This window comes from Trichococcus flocculiformis (assembly GCF_963662535.1).
Classification (GTDB): domain Bacteria; phylum Bacillota; class Bacilli; order Lactobacillales; family Aerococcaceae; genus Trichococcus; species Trichococcus flocculiformis.
This window is the reverse complement of the sequence record NZ_OY759718.1, coordinates 1579697-1599673: the sequence shown is the minus strand read 5'-3', so window position 1 is coordinate 1599673 and position 19977 is coordinate 1579697. Positions and strand designations below refer to the sequence as shown.

General features: G+C 44.3%; 18 protein-coding genes. 1 reads left to right on the top strand and 17 read right to left on the bottom strand.

Annotated features, from left to right (window positions below; all coding sequences use genetic code 11):
- Positions 1 to 4: 4 nt before the first annotated feature.
- The 12 genes from priA to ACKPCD_RS07650 all read right to left on the bottom strand — a co-directional run bounded on the left by priA (position 5) and on the right by ACKPCD_RS07650 (position 12528).
- Positions 5 to 2425, bottom strand: coding sequence for a primosomal protein N' (gene priA, locus ACKPCD_RS07705; protein ID WP_407702667.1), 2421 nt, complete (start codon positions 2423 to 2425; stop codon positions 5 to 7).
- Positions 2426 to 2552: 127 nt separating this feature from the next.
- Positions 2553 to 2768 carry a DNA-directed RNA polymerase subunit omega gene (gene rpoZ, locus ACKPCD_RS07700; RefSeq protein ID WP_068562163.1) on the bottom strand — a complete coding sequence of 72 codons (216 nt, stop codon included), beginning with the start codon at positions 2766 to 2768 and terminating at the stop codon, positions 2553 to 2555.
- Positions 2769 to 2774: 6 nt separating this feature from the next.
- On the bottom strand, positions 2775 to 3386 hold the full coding sequence (gmk, locus tag ACKPCD_RS07695; RefSeq protein ID WP_068562164.1) for a guanylate kinase: 612 nt from the start codon (positions 3384 to 3386) through the stop codon (positions 2775 to 2777).
- Positions 3387 to 3977: 591 nt separating this feature from the next.
- Positions 3978 to 4613, bottom strand: coding sequence for a V-type ATP synthase subunit D (locus ACKPCD_RS07690; protein ID WP_068562165.1), 636 nt, complete (start codon positions 4611 to 4613; stop codon positions 3978 to 3980).
- Between the two features lie 6 nt (positions 4614 to 4619).
- Positions 4620 to 5996: a V-type ATP synthase subunit B gene (locus ACKPCD_RS07685; protein WP_086988408.1), complete on the bottom strand. Its 1377-nt coding sequence runs from the start codon at positions 5994 to 5996 to the stop codon at positions 4620 to 4622.
- Entirely contained in the window at positions 5989 to 7773 is a 1785-nt protein-coding gene (locus ACKPCD_RS07680) for a V-type ATP synthase subunit A (RefSeq protein ID WP_068562167.1), read from the bottom strand. The genes ACKPCD_RS07685 and ACKPCD_RS07680 overlap by 8 nt, the downstream gene beginning before the upstream one ends.
- Before the next feature lie 16 nt (positions 7774 to 7789).
- Positions 7790 to 8101, bottom strand: coding sequence for a V-type ATP synthase subunit F (locus tag ACKPCD_RS07675; protein WP_068562168.1), 312 nt, complete (start codon positions 8099 to 8101; stop codon positions 7790 to 7792).
- Entirely contained in the window at positions 8091 to 9098 is a 1008-nt protein-coding gene (locus ACKPCD_RS07670) for a V-type ATPase subunit (RefSeq protein ID WP_276647667.1), read from the bottom strand. Before ACKPCD_RS07670 ends, ACKPCD_RS07675 begins: the two co-directional genes overlap by 11 nt.
- Before the next feature lie 12 nt (positions 9099 to 9110).
- The gene (locus ACKPCD_RS07665; RefSeq protein ID WP_276647664.1) at positions 9111 to 9701 is read right to left on the bottom strand and encodes a V-type ATP synthase subunit E; all 591 of its coding nucleotides are present in this window, start codon (positions 9699 to 9701) and stop codon (positions 9111 to 9113) included.
- 50 nt (positions 9702 to 9751) lie between these two features.
- Positions 9752 to 10228 carry a V-type ATP synthase subunit K gene (locus ACKPCD_RS07660; RefSeq protein ID WP_369813496.1) on the bottom strand — a complete coding sequence of 159 codons (477 nt, stop codon included), beginning with the start codon at positions 10226 to 10228 and terminating at the stop codon, positions 9752 to 9754.
- A 28-nt stretch (positions 10229 to 10256) separates the two neighbouring features.
- Positions 10257 to 12221 carry a V-type ATP synthase subunit I gene (locus tag ACKPCD_RS07655; RefSeq protein WP_321432870.1) on the bottom strand — a complete coding sequence of 655 codons (1965 nt, stop codon included), beginning with the start codon at positions 12219 to 12221 and terminating at the stop codon, positions 10257 to 10259.
- Entirely contained in the window at positions 12208 to 12528 is a 321-nt protein-coding gene (locus ACKPCD_RS07650) for a hypothetical protein (RefSeq protein WP_068562173.1), read from the bottom strand. The genes ACKPCD_RS07655 and ACKPCD_RS07650 overlap by 14 nt, the downstream gene beginning before the upstream one ends.
- Before the next feature lie 534 nt (positions 12529 to 13062).
- Between ACKPCD_RS07650 and ACKPCD_RS07645 the strand changes: the two genes are divergently transcribed.
- Positions 13063 to 13407, top strand: coding sequence for a hypothetical protein (locus ACKPCD_RS07645; RefSeq protein WP_321432869.1), 345 nt, complete (start codon positions 13063 to 13065; stop codon positions 13405 to 13407).
- A 189-nt stretch (positions 13408 to 13596) separates the two neighbouring features.
- Here ACKPCD_RS07645 and cls read toward each other — a convergent pair whose 3' ends face one another.
- From cls to citX, 5 genes are all read right to left on the bottom strand, one after another.
- Entirely contained in the window at positions 13597 to 15045 is a 1449-nt protein-coding gene (cls, locus tag ACKPCD_RS07640; protein ID WP_321432868.1) for a cardiolipin synthase, read from the bottom strand.
- Between the two features lie 119 nt (positions 15046 to 15164).
- Complete coding sequence (locus tag ACKPCD_RS07635) at positions 15165 to 15767, bottom strand: energy-coupled thiamine transporter ThiT (RefSeq protein WP_321432867.1); 603 nt, start codon at positions 15765 to 15767, stop codon at positions 15165 to 15167.
- 60 nt (positions 15768 to 15827) lie between these two features.
- Positions 15828 to 17507 (bottom strand): ribonuclease J, encoded by a 1680-nt coding sequence (locus ACKPCD_RS07630; protein WP_321432866.1) that lies wholly within the window; start codon positions 17505 to 17507, stop codon positions 15828 to 15830.
- A 382-nt stretch (positions 17508 to 17889) separates the two neighbouring features.
- Positions 17890 to 18930 carry an aspartate-semialdehyde dehydrogenase gene (locus ACKPCD_RS07625; RefSeq protein WP_086988400.1) on the bottom strand — a complete coding sequence of 347 codons (1041 nt, stop codon included), beginning with the start codon at positions 18928 to 18930 and terminating at the stop codon, positions 17890 to 17892.
- Positions 18931 to 19185: 255 nt separating this feature from the next.
- A complete protein-coding gene (gene citX / locus ACKPCD_RS07620) occupies positions 19186 to 19749 on the bottom strand; it encodes a citrate lyase holo-[acyl-carrier protein] synthase (protein WP_068562179.1) in 564 nt (187 codons plus the stop codon).
- Positions 19750 to 19977 lie beyond the last annotated feature (228 nt).

The following is a 19977-nucleotide window of genomic DNA, read 5'->3' as shown; positions in this document are numbered from 1 at the left end:
CCTCCTAGAAGAAATTGACCGGCTCTGAATCGATCGAAATATAGAGACCGCGTGCATTTTCTTTTTGTGACTCATCCAAAATCTGTTTCAATGCCGGATGTAGTTTAGTTTCCTGTTTGTATTTCACTAATATCTGAAAATAATACCGATTGTTCACTCGCGCGATCGATCCCTTTGATGGCCCAAGCATGATCGTGTCAGGCTCAAGTTTTTTTTGAAGGATCTCATGGATTTCATAAATTTTCTTCTGTGCTTTCTTTTCGTCGGGGTTGCTGACAGTTATGAGCGCCGTATAAAAATACGGTGGATACCCTGCTTTATGACGAAGCGACATCTCAGTACGGTAAAAGCCTTCGTAGTTGTGCTGTTGGGCAAACAGAATGGCGTAATGATCCGGATTAAACGACTGTACGATTACTTCCCCGGACAATTCGGCGCGGCCCGCACGACCGCTGACTTGAGTCAACAGTTGGAACGTCCTTTCCGAAGACCGGAAATCAGGTAATCCTAATGAAGTATCCGCGTTGATGACACCAACCAACGTGATGTTCGGAAAGTCCAATCCTTTCGCAATCATCTGCGTACCCAGCAGGATGTCGGCCTCGCCTCTCCCGAAAGCCGAGAGGATAGCCTCATGGCCGCCTTTCTTGCGGGTGGTGTCCACATCCATGCGCAAAATGCGCGCCTCCGGAAAGAGCGTCTGCAGTTCTTCCTCGATTTTCTGGGTTCCTGTTCCGTAATAACGAAAATTGTGGCCTTTGCATTTCGGACAGGTGTTGGGGATTGCTTCTTCGTGGCCGCAGTAATGGCATTTCATCGTTTTGCTGTCCATATGCAAAGTCAGACTGATGTCACAATTCGGGCACTCAAGGACAAAGCCGCAATCCCGGCACATGATGAAAGAGGAATAACCTCTTTTGTTCAGCATCAGCACAATCTGCTGTTTTTTCTGTAGCCGATCCGTAATCTTTTCCTGCAGCAGCATGGAAAAGCTGCTGCGGTTGTTCGCTTTGAACTCATCACGCATATCGACAATTTCGACTTGGGGCAATGCGCGTTGGTTGAAACGCCCTCTCAATTCGACCAAGGTGTATACCTTTTTTTGTGCCCTGGCCCGCGACTCTAATGAAGGTGTCGCACTACCCAGAACAACCGGACAACGGTTATGCTGCCCACGCCAAATCGCTACATTCCGGGCATGGTACTTCGGGTTTTCGTCCTGTTTGTAGGTGCTCTCGTGTTCCTCGTCCATAATGATGATGCCAAGATTCTGAACCGGGGCGAAAATGGAAGAACGCGCGCCGACAACGACATCGGCATCACCGCGGTGAATTTTGCGCCACTCATCGTACTTCTCTCCCGATGACAACGCACTGTGCATCACGGCCACGCGGTTTCCGAAGCGGCTCTTGAAATGGTTGACCATCTGCGGAGTCAAAGCAATTTCGGGCACAAGCATCAGGGCCGTCTTGCCTTGGTTGATCACTTCAGCAATCAGTTGAAGATAGACTTCGGTCTTACCGCTTCCCGTAACGCCTTGCAACAAAAAAACTTCGTGCCGTTCTTCTCTGATGCTGGCAGCCATCATCCGGAAAGCTGCCGTTTGTTCATCGGATAGGGGCAACGCTCCCGTTTGCTTGAACTGTCTATCCTTAAAGGGATCCCGGAGAATTTCCCGGTCCGCTGATTTAAGCCACCCCTTTTCCACTCCTGTCCGGATCGTGCTTGGCCCGATATCGAATTGTTCCTTGTATTCTTTCGATGTCAGCGGAGTTCCGTTCATGGACATAATTGCCGCCAACAGAGCTTGCTGTTGCTTGGCTGATTTTTTCAGGCTGTGGTATGCATCTTCCAGACTGCCCATTTCCAGATCGGAATAATAAACCTGCACCGTTTTTGCCTTCGCCTGGTTTTTGAGGATGTAATTGACTTCAATCTTCCCGGCTCGCTTCAATTCGATCAGTTGCGGCAAAATGCCGCGGTCGACGGCATCTTCCCAACTCATTTTGCTTTTCCCTTGAAAAAGTCCGTAGAAAGTCTCCTCGTCCAATTCATCGACAACCTCAATTTCTTTTTCGTACTTCGCCTTCATCAAAGGCGGCAACATCGTCTGATAACAATGGATCCGATAGGCATAAACGGTTTCCGCCATTTCCTCGCCCAACAGCAGCAACTCTTCGGTCAATGCCGGCTCGATATCCAATGGTTGGATGATTTCTTTCAGTTCCCCTTCAAAATCGGTGTGATCAGAAATTTCCGTTATGAACCCTTGGATGACGCGAGTGTTGAAAGGCACTTCAACGCGCATCCCTTTGCCCAACTTTTGTTCCATAGCAGGAGGGATCGCATAATCAAAGGGACGATTGGTCTGCATGGCAGGTATATCCACAATCACTTTTGCAATTTGCACGTAAAACCCTCCCATTCCTTTTTCTAACCACTATCTTACTAAATTATACCGATAAAGTCTTCTCGGATTTTTTCGGCATCAAAAAAATAAAACTACTGATTTTGAAGTTCAAAAACAGTAGTCTTTTTTCATTCCTATTCGGTTATCTTTCAGGGATGATGGAATTCGGATCGATTTCCAACTCGCCGGCAACTACTTCTTCCAGCGCACGTCCGACATTCTTGTATGACTGGTAATGATCCAATAATGGTTCTGAGCGACCATGCAATTCATGCGCTCTTTTGCTGGAAAGAATGACCATTGAATATTTTGAATCCACTTGCTCCAACAATTTATCGATCGAAGGATATAACATCATATTATTTTACTCCCTTTCATCCGCACAGATGGTATCCAGAATCCGTGAGACTTTCAAGTGTTCGCTTTGGATGATGCCAAGCACTTTCTGGACCGCGTTCTCTACTGTGTCGTTTTCTACCGCATAATCATAATACCGCATCAAACTGAGCTCTTCAATAGCCTTTTCCATTCTTTGTTTGATGATCGGCGATTCATCCGTACCGCGATTTACGATCCGTGACTCCAATTCCGTCATATCAGGAGGCGTCAAGAAGATGAATATCCCTTCCGGCATCCGTTCCTTCACTTGCATGGCGCCTTGAACTTCGATCTCCAGAAAAATATCTTTTCCTGTGTCCAATGTTCTTCTTACATAGTCGATTGGCGTACCATAGTAATTCCCCACATACTCGGTATATTCCAACAGTTCATTATCGGCGATCATTCTCTCGAATTCTTCTCTTTCCTTGAAGAAGTAATCTTTGCCATCCACTTCCCCTTCACGCGCTTTGCGGGTCGTAGCGGAAATCGAATAGATGAACTCCCGTTCACCACGAGAAAAAATTGCTTGTCTCACAGTCCCTTTGCCTACTCCCGAAGGTCCGGATAAGACAATCAACAATCCTTTTTCTGTCATTTAATGCCCACCATCCAATTATATTATTATAGCATCGTACAGCCTAATGCGGCGTTCTGTTTATTATTTCATAGTTTAACACAATTTCATCAAGGTTAAAACCTTTACCGGAGTCTTCCGCCAACATTTTATTAGTTACCGTTTCCAACAACTGCACCCCTTGGATGGAATGCGCTCGCCTCTCACAAGCGCCGGAAAGACAAGAAAAGCTGAACGGGTTCGTTCAGTTCTGAAAAAAATTTAGGAAATCTGGCCTCGCAACGTTCCCTACGGTCACCTTGTACTGGGACTCTAAGGGATGAATCCCTAAGAGTCCCATGCAAATGAGCATCGTAGAGCGCAATTGCTGAGAGACTTTCTGCGTCAGCAGATTAGTCGAACAGTATGTCTTGGCTCGCAGAGACAAGAGGTTCCTTATTCTTTTTTCCGAAGGGCTAACCCGTGAAGCTGGACATCATTTTAGATGCATGAAACATTTTACAAAATTGTGAAACACCTACAGTGATGCACTTTTCACTCTGGAAAATTTTATAAATTCCTATATGTCAAAAAAGAACAAGACAAGGGTATCCCTGTCTTGTTCTGGAGGCATCAAGAAACGCCCATGTCTTTGACTTTCATCATGCGGACGATACTCGACCGTTCGTTCTCCTCGAGCTTCATTTGGATGTAACGGATCGTCTCCTGCAATTGCGGAATCATTTTGTATTCCAATGCATTTACACGCCTTCTTGTTTTTTCGATCTCATCGGCAAGAAGTTGGCATGTTTTTTCGATTTCCGTTAATTTAAGTAATTTCGGAAGGATGTCTTCAATCTTTTTGATCGCATCATCCAGTTCACCGTTCGAGTTGACGTAACCGTACTGTAAATCTGTGGATTTATCGTCTTGATCAACCATTGAAAAATTCATTTGGGGAACGACGACGCTCATGATGTTGTTTTCTTGAATGTCCAACTCAACCGCCGTAGCGGGTACAGCGAACAGTTCTTCAATGAAAGCCTCATTCAGAAGCGACTTCGCTACCACGAAAGAACGCATCGAGGCGGTCAATTCTTTTTCGACTTCATCCCTCAGAATGTTGTTTTCTCGAATCAGATTGATGAATTGACGCATCAATTCATCTTGCTTATCCTTCAGCAGTTTATGGCCGCGGGTGGATAGCACCAGACGCGATTTCAAGTTGGACAGTTCCATCCGGGTGGGCTTTACATTCAATCTTGCCATGGACGATCACTCTCCCTTCGGCATAAACTCATCGATCATATCGCTCTTGATTCTCTTAAGTTCCGTTACCGGCAGGATGGACAACAGTTCCCAGCCCAAAGCCAAAGTCTCTTCAATTGTGCGGTTCGTATAGAACCCTTGACTGATGTATTCTTCTTCGAAACGCTTTGTGAACTGCACATACAGTTTGTCCGTCTTGGACAAGGCGGACTCTCCAAGGATGACAGCCAATTCTTTAGCTTGTTTTCCTTTTGCGTAAGCCGCAAACAACTGGTTCATGGTTGGAGCATGGTCTTTTCTTGTCTTGCCTTCACCCGTACCTTTGTCTTTCAGACGTGAAAGCGAAGGCAACACGTTGATCGGCGGCTTGATGCCTGAGTTGTTCAATTCACGTGAAAGAATGATTTGGCCTTCCGTAATGTAACCCGTCAAATCCGGGATTGGATGCGTAATGTCATCCTCCGGCATGGAAAGAATCGGGATTTGAGTCACCGAACCTTTTTTGCCGATGATACGGCCTGCACGCTCGTACAAGGTGGAAAGGTTCGTATACAGGTATCCGGGATAACCACGGCGACCCGGCACTTCACGACGTGCTGCCGAAATTTCACGCAAAGCCTCACAATAGTTGGTCATGTCAGTCATGATGACCAAAACGTGCATGTCTTTTTCGTAGGCCAGATATTCCGCGACTGTCAGAGCCATTTTAGGTGTGGCAATCCGTTCGATGGCTGGATCGTTCGCCAAATTGATGAACATGACGGAACGATCGATCGCTCCTGTCTTGCGGAAATCTTCCATGAAATATTCTTTTTCTTCAAAAGTGATCCCCATTGCTGCAAATACAACCGCAAATTTTTCATCGCTGTTCAACACCGTCGCTTGACGAGCGATTTGAGCAGCCAATTCTTTATGTGGCAAACCTGAACCGGAGAACACAGGAAGTTTCTGACCTCTTACGAGTGTGTTCAGATGGTCGATGGCCGAAATTCCCGTTTGGATGAACTCATCCGGATAATCACGCGCAACGGGGTTGATCGCCTGACCATTGATGTCCAGGCTCATTTCCGGAATGATTTCCGGACCGCCATCAATCGGATTCCCCATTCCATCGAAGACCCGACCTACCATATCCTCAGAAACAGCTATGGAAAGAGGTTTTCCACGGAAACGGACTTTCGTGTCTTTAATGTTGATACCGCTTGGGCCTTCAAAGATTTGCACCATCGCTTTATCTTTGCTGACTTCCAAAACTTGACCATGACGGATTTCGCCGTCTTGCATTTGTATTTCAACCAACTCGTCGAATTTGACTCCCTCAATCTGCTCAACAACCATCAACGGGCCTACAACTTCGGTTACTGTTTTATATTCCTTAAGCATGGCGCGTCATCCCTCCTTCCGCAACAATTTCATGCAATCTTTTTTTGATATCCGCCTTGATGTTTTCCATTTCGGCAAGATTATCTTCCTTGATGTATTTACTTCTAGCAATCCGATCACGCAATTCAACTGTACCTTCAATGATTTCATTGAAGTACGCGCCTAAACGCATTGCTTCACGTGCTTCTGTTTCGAAGCTCAGAATCATATCCAGCATCGCCAATTGTTTCTCGCGGGAAGTATACGTATCCACATCATCGAAAGCGTTCTGCTGGAGGTAATCCTCACGCAACGATTCCGCGATTGCCATCGTCATACGGTCTTTCTCGGACAAGGATTCGATACCGACCAAGCGGACGATTTCTTCCAATTCCGACTCTTCCTGCAGAAGGTTCATCGCATGCTGAACCATTTCAGACCATTTTGTCTGTAAGGCATTATTCAGGTATTCCCCGACTTCGGTATTGTAAAGGGAATAGGAAGTCAACCAGTTCATGGATGGGAAATGTCTTTTTTGTGCTAAAGTGGCATCGAGCGCCCAGAATACTTTGACGACGCGCAATGTATTTTGCGTTACCGGCTCAGAGGTGTCACCACCAGGAGGCGATACCGCTCCAATGGCCGTAATGCTTCCTTCACGATCTTCCGATCCTAAAGCCAATACTCGCCCTGCCCGTTCATAATACTCAGCTACTCGGCTTCCTAGGTAGGCTGGATACCCTTCGTCACCAGGCATCTCTTCCAGACGGCCTGACATTTCACGCAAGGCCTCCGCCCAACGGGATGTCGAATCAGCCATGATCGCTACACTGTAACCCATATCACGGAAATATTCCGCGATCGTAATGCCTGTATAAATCGATGCTTCACGCGCCGCAACTGGCATATTGGAGGTGTTGGCGATAAGGATTGTTCGTTCCATCAATGACTCACCTGTGTTCGGATCGATCAATTCCGGAAATTCATTCAATACGTCCGTCATCTCATTACCGCGTTCACCGCAGCCGACGTAAATGACGATATCCACATCACTGTATTTTGCGATTTGGTGCTGTACAACGGTTTTTCCTGCTCCGAAAGGCCCTGGAACAGCTGCTGCTCCACCCTTAGTGATCGGGAAAAAGGTGTCGATGACCCGTTGTCCGGTAACCATTGGTGTGTGTGGATTCATTTTTTGTTTGAAAGGACGGCCGCGTCGTACCGGCCATCTTTGCAGCATAGTCATTTCTTTCGGGCCATTTTCGGTTTCAACGACATAAGCCGTTTCATCCAACGTGTAACTGCCGTCCTGAATGGCAGTCAGCTTACCGGAGACGCCATACGGAACCATGATTCGGTGCTCGATCACTTTCGTTTCTTGCACGGTACCGACAATATCCCCTGCTACGACATAATCGCCGACTTTCTTCGTAGCTTTGAATTCCCAGACGTTCTCTCTTTTCAGTGATGGAATATCCGTTCCACGCACCAAATAATTACTTTGCGTGATTTCCCGGAACGTATCCAAAGGACGCTGAATCCCGTCAAACATCTGCGACAGGATACCTGGTCCCAATTCAACAGATAAAGCCTCTCCTGTCGTGATTACCGGTTCTCCTGGACCAATACCGGAAGTCTCCTCGTAAACTTGAATAGATGCAACATCATTGCGCATCTCGATGATTTCACCGATCAATCCTAATTCGCCGACGCGGCAAATATCTTGGATATTCGCTTCTTCCATTCCTTCCGCCATAACTAAAGGTCCGGAAACTTTTATTATATTTCCATTTTTCAAAAAAGTCCCCTCCAAATTATAAGATATTCTGTCCAACTGCTTTTTCTACATTCTCCTGAATGCGGGTTTTTCCGATATTCAACGTACCTTTATGGTTCGGAATCAGAATGATGGCTGGTTGGACTCTGCTGTCATACCTACTCACTGTCTCAGGTATTTCTTTTGCCATTTCTTCCGTCAGATAAATGATCCCATAATTCTCCATCGCCAGACGATCTACCGTTTCACGGGCAGTCTGGGCATTATGGCATGCAAATACAGCGAAACCCAAAATCTTAAAAGGAAGGATGGAATCTTTGTCTCCCACAACTGCAATATTATGAGCCATATATAGGTCGCATCCTTTCTCTCAATATTTGTTCATCTATCTGATTGTCTTTGCCTACCAAAATCAAGCGGATATTAGTGACTTCCTTCTCTTTGGCAAACAGATAACCCAACAAAGGAATCGGACCGAACGGTTGGTACAAGCCTTCCGCAATCAATTCATAGGTCAGTTCATCAACGAGTTTATCCAGCTTCTGTGTGTCTACTTCATTTGTTGTATCGGAAATCATATTGGATAAGCGCGCGCCGTATTCTTTGCTGAAATAATGCTTGCGCATGACCGCGCTTGGTCCGTTGATCGATTCTTCAATCAAATCGCGTTTCGAAATTGAACCTGAACTGGATAAAACCGTATAGAGAAAACCGCGGGGCTTATTTTGTTTCAGACTTCGGATAATGGTCGAAAGGTTATAGAGATCGATCATGCCATCTACCATTTTCGCGATGCTCGGATGTTGAAGTTTGTCGCTGATGGAACGCAGATGCCTGAAATAATAAGTGTCCATAAAGATAGTAGCCGCTTCGATACGATGCCCTTCATCGAAATCGCGGAGCGCTTCTTGAACCCCTTCTATCAGAATCGGATGTTCGTCGTTGCCGTCGCCGGTTTCGACCAATTTCTTCAGACTGGCTATGGAATATTTGCCGATAGGGATCAACAGCTGCTCCAGATCTTCACCCGAAAAACGTTGTTTCAGCAACACTTTCAGGTTGTGATAGGTATAGCGCAACGCGAATAATTCCACAATCTCAGCAACCGGCGTGATGCTGAACAAGTCCTGATAGACTTCCGCCAGGTGTTTTATGAGAAAACCTTCAAAATTTTTATTCATCAGTGTTTCTTTCTCATCAAACTCATAACCGGTACCTTTCAGAACATCCAAGGCATCTTTTAGAGAAGAGGCTTTCAGCATCCGATCGTAATCCGCTTCCGCCAATAATTTTAATTCATAGGTGCGAAGTATCGTATTGACGCCTTTGTAATCAATCTCTTGCATAGTGCCCCTCCTTTACTTTTCGTCTTGGAATGCTAAAGTCGCCAGCTCTGCTGCAAAGTCGTTCTTTACATCTTCGATCAGATCATCGAAGCAATAGTTGTAATCGACTCCGCCTTCCTGCAGGATGAATCCGGCTTTATTCGGAATGGACTCCTCAGAAATCTTGACAGCTGGATATTTGACCAACAGCTGCTGCAACGCATTCCCTTTAAAGTGGGCGATCGATTTTGCGCCCGGAACAATGCTGTAGGCTTTCGAATCGCCAGCCTGAGCAAGCACACCGTTCAGGAATTGCGCAAAATGGGTTTCATCCCACGTGTTCATTTTTTCTAAAGCCTGTTGGAAGACCGATTTCAAGATGACCTGTTTCTCTTTCAAAACAGCATTGCGTTCTTTATTCTTCAACGTTTGTTGCTCACGATCAAAATCGTTGCCAACTTTTTTCAAAATGGCAGCTTTGCGCGCCTTTTGTTGTTCAACCAGAGTCAATCTGCTCTCTTCTATCTTTGCGATAGAAATTTTTTCAGCAGCCTCCAGCTTGCTTTGTCCTTTTGCTTTTGTCTTGTTAAGAATCTGTTCAGACAAGGATTGTAGATCTTTCACGCTTTCTCATCTCCTTACTTTTTCTTTCATTCTTCTGGAGCTTTTGAGAATTAAGCGTTCAATACCATCAAGAATGAGATAACGAATCCTAGGATTGCATACGTTTCAACCATGGCTGCATAGATGATCCCTTTTGTATTTTGGTCTTCTCTCTTAGCCAAGATTTGCAAACCGGCAGTAGATACACGGCCTTGCGCGATACCTGAAGTCAAACCAGTGATTGCGATAGGAAGACCAGCCATCAGATAGTACAAACCTTGTGCGACGGTCATTTCAGGTGACATTTGCAGATAAATCAGGAATCCGATAACGAAACCGTACAACCCTTGCGTACCTGGCAACAGTTGCAGAATCAATGATTTACCGAATTTCTCAGGTTGTTCCTTGATCAATGCAGCAGCCGCTTCACCGGTCATACCAACCCCTTTAGCAGAACCCGTACCAGCCAAGCCAACCGCCAAAGCAACGCCTAAAGCCGCGAACATCATACCACCATTGTTGTCGATGAAATATTGTAACCATGTCATATTTTCCATTTTATAATTCCTCCAGTAACTAAGCTTCTTTTTTATTTTTTAAGTTAATGTATTTTTCTTCTGTCTTCAACGGCTCCAAAGCTTTTCCGCCGCCCTCATAAAATTTCCCAAAAAATTCGACGAACACAAGCCGTGCACCATGCACATAAGCACTAAGCATGGACAAACCGAAGTTGACGCTGTGGAGTAGCACAAACAAAACCGCACCAATGGTGAATCTTGCCCCCACTGGCAAGAAGTCGATGATCATATTGAAGGCAACCGCAATACTGCCACCAGCCACACCCAGCGCCATCAAACGTGTGTAACTGACCATGTCGCCGATGTAACCGGTAATACCATAGAGATTGTACAAACCGGCACCTGCGCCCAACGCCTTGTTGTCTGATGCCATGGCTGTAGCAAGCACGATCGCGACCGCACTTGTGATGGCAACTGCAGCACCAACGGTCACAAGAATCTGACTAGGGAAAAGCATCTGTCCGAACAGGATAAAGATAAGTCCCACAAATATACCCAACCATCCGATGCTGTCGGAAATCGCGCCCAGCGGATTTTTGTCGCGCAAGGACAGATAGGCTTTTATCCCCAAACCGAACATGATCTGAACAATACCGAATACTACCGATATCAACAGGATCGTATTGGCGTCATTACTCGTAGATAAAAGTACAAACGGCAATTGAACTCCGAAGAAAGAGCCGTAAACTAGCCCCCACAGTATGGCTGGATAGGAAAGGATGTGAAAGAACAGCAGATTGTTCCGCATACCTTTATTGAAATTCAGGAACTTCAATGCCAGCAATGTTCCGATAAGGAGCAACAGACCGTATCCGACATCCGCAATCATCATTCCGAAGAACAAAAGATAGAAAGGTGTCAATAGTGGTGTGGGGTCTATTTCGTCATATTTCGGCAAACTGTACATGGCCGTGATATTCTCAAAAGGAGTGATCAACTTATTGTTCTTCAAAACGGTTGGAATGACCGAAATGTCCGAAGTGTCAGCATCATCAACCGTCAATGCATATTCATTCTCTGCGACAGTATCAGTCAACGCCAGCTTGATTTCATTGACTTTATCTTCCTCAAGCCATCCTTGGATTACGAAGAGATGTTTCTCATTGATCAATAATTGTTGGCTCTTGATCCGTTGCAGTTTTGCATAATAAAATTCGGACAGTAGCATCAACTGCCACTCTTCTGCTTTCATTTCGGAAAGATCCGCCAACAGCTGTTTGTTTGCTTCACGGTTATCCTGTATGCGGCTTTGAACATCGGCCAATGCCTCTGCAGGCGGCAAATCATACTCATATGTTAAAGCTTGGAAATGATTGCTGTCCAACAAAGCGTTTACATCAATAACATGTGACGGATCATAGAAAATCGCCGCTCCAAATGAATCTTTGTTCTGGAAGATTTCTTCCGTATAGACCAAGGGATTGGAAGTCACGTTTGTGATGTAATCGTTGGAGAGCGTCTGAGGAATCGTGCCCACTTTGACTGCGATGTGTTCAAATACTGCTGTATCTCTCGGATTGAATGATAATTTTTTCCATAAAAGCAGGAAATCCTCTTGTTCATAAAGATGTTTTTTAGCATCTTCGAGTTTCTTTTGTTCGGCTTTCAGACCCAACACTTTATCCAGAACTTTGTCGGAAGAAAATTCGCCCACAGCCTTTTCCAGTTCTTCCAAAGACAAGGATTGTCTAGGATTTGTATACTGTTTGATCAAAGACTCTTTCTTCAGATACGACTTCAGGAAAGATAAGGCTTCCGTGACATTTTCCAGATAACTTTCGGTTTTCTTGATGTTTTGCTCAATTGACTCTCGTTCTTTAGGCGATAAGGATTGTAAATTTTCTTTTGCAGCAGGCAAATCGATGACTTCTAAGCTTTGCAATGTCTGGATAGCCGTCAATAACTGCTCTTTTTTTTCGTGAAAAGAAATGAGAGTAACTTTTTTCATTTTAGCGATTGCCATATTTCCTCATCACCTCCCCAATTACGGCATTCACAAGTTCTTCTTCTTTCGCTTTAAACCGAGTTTGCAACTTCTCGATTTCCGATTTTTCACTTTCTGCGGAAGCGTTCTTAAGAATTGCCAGTTGTTCTGATTTTTTCGCAAGTTCTTCGGATTGAAAAGTAGCTAATTCCTTTTCGATATTCCTTTTCATTTCGCCTATTTTATCTTGCGTGTTCTGTTCCAGTTTGCGCAGCTTATTCTGGTAATCCAATTCCAGATCAGCTGCTTCCTGCTCAATCTTTTTTACTTCATCAAATATTTGCATCTTTCATTCCACCTCCGTCCTTCATTTGATTCTCCTTAGGAAAAAAACTTTCCGGTCAGTATTTTCATTATACAGTTAATGTAAAGGCCGTTCAAATCTATTTATACGCAATTCCCAGTGGTTTCAACAATCATTACAGTTTCATTAATAGGAAGAAACTTTCTGAAATTTCTTCAAAAATATTAAATGAACATTTTGTGAACAGCACTCTCCAAGCACGCTGCACCGATCCAGAACCTTCTTGGAGAGTCTTTTATATAGCCTATTTTTTTCGATAATTCCGCCGGATAATAGATGTAATTTTCCCCTCGCCTGCAAAATTAATGTGCTCCCGACACGTTCTTTTCCATACTACTACTTTACTCGAAAATGCAAGAAATAGGGGCATTTTCGGCCGATATGACATAATTGTGGGTGGAGTTACATATCTGCACTCCCAAATTTTTGTTCGATCGCAAAATAAAAAGCTTGCAAACAAGAACAGATGTTCTTATAATAAAGACACAAGACAAACACACGTTCGGAGGAACATACATGCAAAACTACATCTACCCAGTATCCACTAATAATGAGAATCCTTCAAATAAATCCTACTTGCGCCCGCTCTCATCCGTCCATTCCATCAATGAAGCCATCTTGGACAAAGTAATGCCGATTCATCAAGTTATCCGTTTTGCTAACCAGGCTTTTGAAAATAACCACCCTGTGTATGTCGTGATTGAAGAAAAGCATGGACCGAAATCGTATACCAGATCACTCGTTTGGGGTTCTTTCAATTCCCGCGTAACTCCAAAAAGACAAATCATGTTCACAACTGCCGATAAAAAAGTGACTTATCTACTGAACATCAGTCAAGTCTTGGCTATCCAACTTGGTTAAATTCCATCAGTTGGTGGCATACCCATCTATAGAAATCAGGAGCACAAGGTAAAGTCATTAACGTAAAAAACTATGACAACTGAAACAAGCGAGAATGCATCTCACACAATTGCATTCTCGCTTGTTTTGACTGCTTGTGGGCCTTTCTTCTGAATTCTGATTGTCGATCAATTTCCATACGCTTTCGGTCTACAGTATCGGTGAGAGTAATCTGGAAAAAGCTTGCTTGAATTTCCGCCCCTTCGACTGTTTTGCGAAATAATCATGGGTTGCACGGATACAATTCTTCTGATCTTCATCAAAATTTGCGATTAATTCTTCAGCTACGTCACGATCGTAAATAAAAGCGTTGATCTCAAAATTCAATTTGAAACTGCGCACATCCATATTTGCCGTGCCTACCGATACAATTTCATCATCGACCACCATCACCTTTGAATGTAGGAAACCATTCTGGTACATATAGACTTCCGCACCGTACTCAACGATGTCTTTGGCAAAATACTCCGTTGCCCGATAGACGAAAGGATGATCCGGCTTCGAGGGTATCATGATTTTGACTTTTACACCGGATAGGACTGCGATTTTGAGCATTTCATGCAGACTCTCGTCAGGTATAAAATAAGGAGTCTGTATATAAATGGATTCTTTAGCTTGGCTGATCATCTTCAAGAAACCCATCTTGATCGTCTGATCTTCGTCATCCGGTCCACTTGCCACAATTTGCATGGCCGTGTTACCTTTTTTATCGGCGATCGGGAAATAGGCTTCTGCATAATCTTTCCTGTTCTTTTCTTTGGCAACCGCATTCCAGTCCATGAAGAAACGGCTCTGAAGCGTCAAGACTGCATTGCCTTCTATTTTCATATGCGTATCCCTCCATTCGCCGAGTTCCCCTTTCCCTAGATACTCATCGCCTATATTGAACCCGCCGAGATAAGCAACTTTTGCATCCACTACCATTATTTTGCGATGATTCCGATAGTTCATCCGCAAATTAACGAAAGGTATTTTTGAACCAAAAAATACTTCCGTCTTTCCGCCTAATTTTTCAAGATTATTGAAAAATCTCGGATCATTCCCTCTGCAGCCCATTGCATCGTAAACGACCAGAACCTCAACGCCAGCTGCCGCCCTGTCTTCCAACGCCGCCAGAATCCGCTTCCCCAAGTCGTCCGAGCGAAAAGTATAATAAAGCATATGCACATGATCTTCTGCTTTATAGATGTCCTGCACAAGGGAATCGAAAACATCTGCGCCAGTTTTGAATATTTCAACTTTATTCCCTTTCGTCAAAATGGATTCATCACTTTCCAGGAACAGGATAGCTGTTTTTTGTGCATAGTCGGTTTCGACCAAACCTTGCGCCAGATCCTCATCCTCCAACATTTCAATCTGGACCTTCGCCAACTGGGACATGCCCAAGCTTTTTTGCGTGCGCATATCATAGATGTTTTCTTTTGACATCTTTTTCCCTATAAAGAGGTAGATGATGAAACCCGCCACCGGCAAGAGGTTTAACGTCAACAGCCAGGCCCAGGTGGCAGCGACATCTCTTTTTTCTTTAAAGACGGTGATGATTGCACCAATTGTATTTAAAACGATGATTGCCGTAAATATCATTGACCAAATACCCATAAGACCACTCCAAATCAATAAAATGACAAAACATGTTACCTACATATCATAGCACACGAGCCCACAAAAACAGAAAGGCGAAGACCGGATAATTCAAATCCGTCCTTCGCCTTTCTGTTTTAATCATTTAATAGTTTCGATTTTTCTTTTCTGCTCAGGAAACGGCTGCCTTTTGGAATGTACGCTTTAGGAGCGAATTTTGCAATCAACACCAGAACGACTGCGCTGACGGCAAAAGTTGCCGCAAACGATAGCGCTTGTCCCGGAAGAAAATGCGCAAAAGCAGAAACACCAGCTGGAACTGCTTCCTCACTGAGGAATATGTCCGAGATCAGCGCCCAGACAAAATAGACAAGCGTTCCGAAAAAGGATGCCGTCACTATATTCAAGGCTGCATTCGGGAAACGTTTATTGTTCAATGTGCGTTGCGTGAATTTCGCGAAAAAACCGGCGATGCCCACGAAAACGAACGGTGCGGCTTGGTTCAGGATATCTGCAGCAACATCCGCTCCCTCTCCTTTGAGCGCAAACAAAACGAGGCCGGTCAGTATTCCAGAAACCAGTCCAAGCAATATTCCTCTGCGGAGAGAAATGAAAAGCAACGGCAACAAAGCAAAAACAATAGTGTATTCTCCAAATGGCATGGCCACATATGCCAAGGCGATTGCGAGGACAGCAAACAGAGCTGCCTCGATCCAAGCCTTCGTACTATTAGAACCCATAAAGATGAATCTCTCCTTTTCAACAACGATCCGTTTCATTGCCTTTACGGCAAACGGGCATCAGCTCTTCTTCTGATAATTGGATGCTTCCATGATGATCGGTAAAATGACCGGTTTGCGCTTCGTCTTTTCAAAAAGATAACGGCTCAACGAATCACGTATCTCTTGTTTTAACTTGGCCCAATCAAAGTCTTTCGTGTGCAGGTTATCTTCCACTACTTCCCGGACGATATTCGAACTTTCTTTGACAAGCTCTTCGCTCGCCTTCATATAGACGAAGCCACGCGAAACGATTTCCGGACCCGACAAAATTTTGTTCAATCTTCTGGAGATCGTCACAACGACCACGAAGATGCCATCCTCCGATAATAGTTTACGGTCGCGCAAGACAATGTTGCCGATATCGCCAACCCCGATCCCATCGATCAGAACATTCCCGGCTGGGACCTGTCCCGTCATGTGCATACGGCCTTTGGCATATTCGATCACGTCACCTTTACCAGGGATGAAAATATTTTTGAACGGAATGCCGACTTCATTCGCCAATTGGGCATGTGCAGCTTGCATTCGGTACTCACCTTGGACAGGCACGAAATAAGTAGGTCTCAGTAGGTTGATCATCAATTTCAGATCGTTCGGCGAAGCATGTCCGGATGCTTTGTATGTTCCGGATATTTCACGCACGGACGCACCGGCACGATAAATCAAATTTTTGGTTTTTGCGACTGTCGTTTCCATAGCTGTTGAAGGTGTAGTCGTGATGTAAACCAAATCACCCTCTTTAAGGTTCACTTGCTTGTGTCTGCCTTTGGACATCCGCTGCAAAGCTTCCAAGGGTTCCCCACTGTTGCCGGTTTCCAGAATCAACACTTGACCATCACGGTAATCATTGATGTTCTTCACATTCACAAGCAGATCTGGAGTCGGCAAGACCAGTTTCCCCAGTTTCATGGCGACATCGACTGTTTCAACCAAAGTTGGTCCTGTCAAAAAGATTTTACGATTCGCTTGGAGAGCGACATCAAAAACTTGCTGGATGCGCAAAATGTTGCTTGCAACACAGGAGACGATGATACGGCCTTCAGCGTTGATGAAAGTATCCAGCATTTCTTCTTCAATCTTGCGGTCACTGACGTTTTCCGTAGTCGATTCGGCATCACCGGAATCGCTCAACAGCGCCAATACTTTGCCTTCTCCGATATCCGTAATTTTGCCGTAATCGGTCCGATACATCGGGGATGCACTTTGATCAAACTTGAAATCACCTGTATAGACGACACTGCCTTCTTCCGTCTTCACACAGATCCCTACAGAATCAGGGATGGTATGCGTGGTTCTGAAGAACCGGACACTGGTGTTTTCGAATTCAATTTCGGTGTTCTCATCGATAACGTGATAATCCTCAAATCCCGTAGCCAATCCGGTGGAGTCGACCGCCAATTTAGCCAACGCAATCGTCAATCCTGTACCGAACACGGGTGCATCGATATTCTGCAACAAATAAGGCAATGCTCCTACGGCATCCGCATGACCATGCGTCAGGAAAATACCCGCTATCTTATTTTTGTTTTCCTCCAGGTAAGTAAAATCAGGGATGACGACGTCAATTCCCAATAATTCATTTTCCGGATAAAGAAGACCGCAATCCAATACAAAAATTAAATCGTCCACTTCCACTAAATACATGTTTTTACCGCTTTCTCTCACACCTCCGAGAGAAATTATTCTTACTTTACTCATTGTACCACCTCTTATTTTTCAGCTTTCTATGCTGTTATCTATATTGATCGTTTGAATGCCTTCCTCCGTATTTTCGTCCCTGAAAATCAGCGCAGCTACTTTGCCGAATTGTCTTCAGAGTCTACAAGCGAATGCGTTTTCTTCGCATCCGGCTAAACGTGACCGATATCCTCTCTGTTATATTATACATGATTATCGGCAAAATTGTAGCATTTGCTTCAGTTTCTGTTCCGGTTTTCTGAAAGTACAAAAAAGACCTGCCAAAAGGAACGGAACGGGAACGAGGTTTAACCAAACACCCTTCCCAGTCCATCCTTTGACAGGCCCAGTCATATCCGATTCTTCAGTTGACGAGGCTTTGCTCATCCGTTATTCAAAGGTTCTACAGTAGACCCATTTCAATCATTTTTTCCGCAATCTGCACAGAATTCCAAGCAGCGCCCTTCAATAGATTATCGGAAACAACCCACATATGGAAACCATTGTCGACATCCACATCTTTACGGATACGTCCGACAAATGTTTCATTCTTTCCGACTGATTCACGTGCTGTGGGATAAACTTGATTAGCTGTGTCATCCTGAAGCACAACTCCTGGAGCATCTTTCAACACTTCCCAGATATCTGCGACAGAAACGTTTTTGTCGTCCACTTCGAAATAGACGGATTCCGAGTGTCCGGACATTACAGGGATACGCACACAGGTAGCAGAGACTTTAATTTCGTTGTCTCCCATGATTTTTTTAGTTTCATTGATCATTTTCCACTCTTCATACGTGTAGCCGCCTTCGCTGAACACATCAATTTGCGGTAAAGCATTGAATGCGATCGGGAAATGCTTCTTATCGCCACCACAAGGTAAAATATTCGCAACCGGCTCTTCACCGTTCAGGACTGCTTGGGTTTGAGCTTTCAATTCTTCCAATGCATGCAATCCTGCGCCACTTACCGCTTGATACGTGGAAACGATGACACGATCCAAACCAAACTTTTCACGGAGTGGTTGCAAAGCTACCACCATCTGAATAGTGGAACAGTTTGGGTTAGCGATCAGTCCTTTATGTTTGCGCAAGTCTTCCGGATTCACTTCAGGAACTACCAATGGCGTTTCCGGATCCATACGAAAAGCACTCGTATTGTCGATGACAACGGCTCCAGCTTTGATCGCGGCAGGGGAGAATTGCTTCGTTATGCCACCCCCAGCGCTGAATAATGCAATGTCGATGCCTTCAAATGACTCGTCAGTCGTTTCCTCAATCTGCAGTTCCTGTCCTCGGAATGTCTTAACTTTCCCAGCAGAACGTTTAGAAGCCAACAACTTCAGACTTTTTATCGGAAAAGAAGCATTCTCCAACAAGCCCAGCATTTTTTCTCCAACGGCACCCGTAGCACCTACAATGGCAACATTATACTCTTTCATCATTGATCCCTCACTCATTCATTTTCTGTATTACCTATTTTTTAGGATTTAAAGATCCTTCACTTAAGCATTTTACCACACTTTATTAGAATTTTTTAATCTATTTTTTATTTACGTAAAAAACATTCCAATCAGAGTCCTTATCGAAGGTCTCTGATTGGAATGCGAAATGGATACTGATTTAGTTTTATCCGTTTAGACGCTCATAAGCTTTGCCTTTATTTGTCTAAAACGGAAATACGGGTATTAATAAGGCTATTAATCCAAACGGACTCTCCCATCCTCCTGCAGAATGGATTCGATTTTTTTCTGGATTTCTTCCCTGGTATGTACATTCTTATTTTCGCATTCGAAGGCTTCATCCCCGCAAATCATGCACTTTCTCGGTTCATAGCCAATTTCCATTCGCTGCACCTCGATCATCTTGCCTTCTTCGAGATAGAATACATTGATCGTGAACAGCTGCCCGAGTAAACTGCCGTCTTCTATCATGATGGCGGCTTGCTTCACGGCTGTTGGATAGGTATCAACGACAACAAAGTATTCTGGTCCTGTATCCAAATCCATCAATTTTTCATAAGTGACTTTCCATTTATTTTTTTGGATTGCATTTTTAACTTCTTGGATACCGATTTCAGAAATCTGTCTTACGATGGCATTATATTTAACGGGTCCAGGAATATTGCATTTAAGGGAAATCAATGTCTGATTTGCGTTCGTCTTGCTGATTTCCTCTTCAAAAAAGGCACGTTGTTCCCTTGAAGCCAACACTTCTTTAAGCGTCGGCATTTGACCCTGCGAGAAAATAGATTCTGGCACCATTGCACTCATCCTTTACTGTTTTATTGTTGTTTCCTTCTGTCTAACGGAACCAGATCAGCCACTTTGCTACTTGCTCCGTTTGATTTCTCTGCTTCTTCGCGCTGTCCGAGTATCGATTTTGTGCTTATTTGTGATTGAGCAACAGGTTTTTCGATAATATTGATGATACCATTCTTTGTTACAAAAACTTACACAGAAGCTTCACGAACTACACAAAAGATTTAAAAG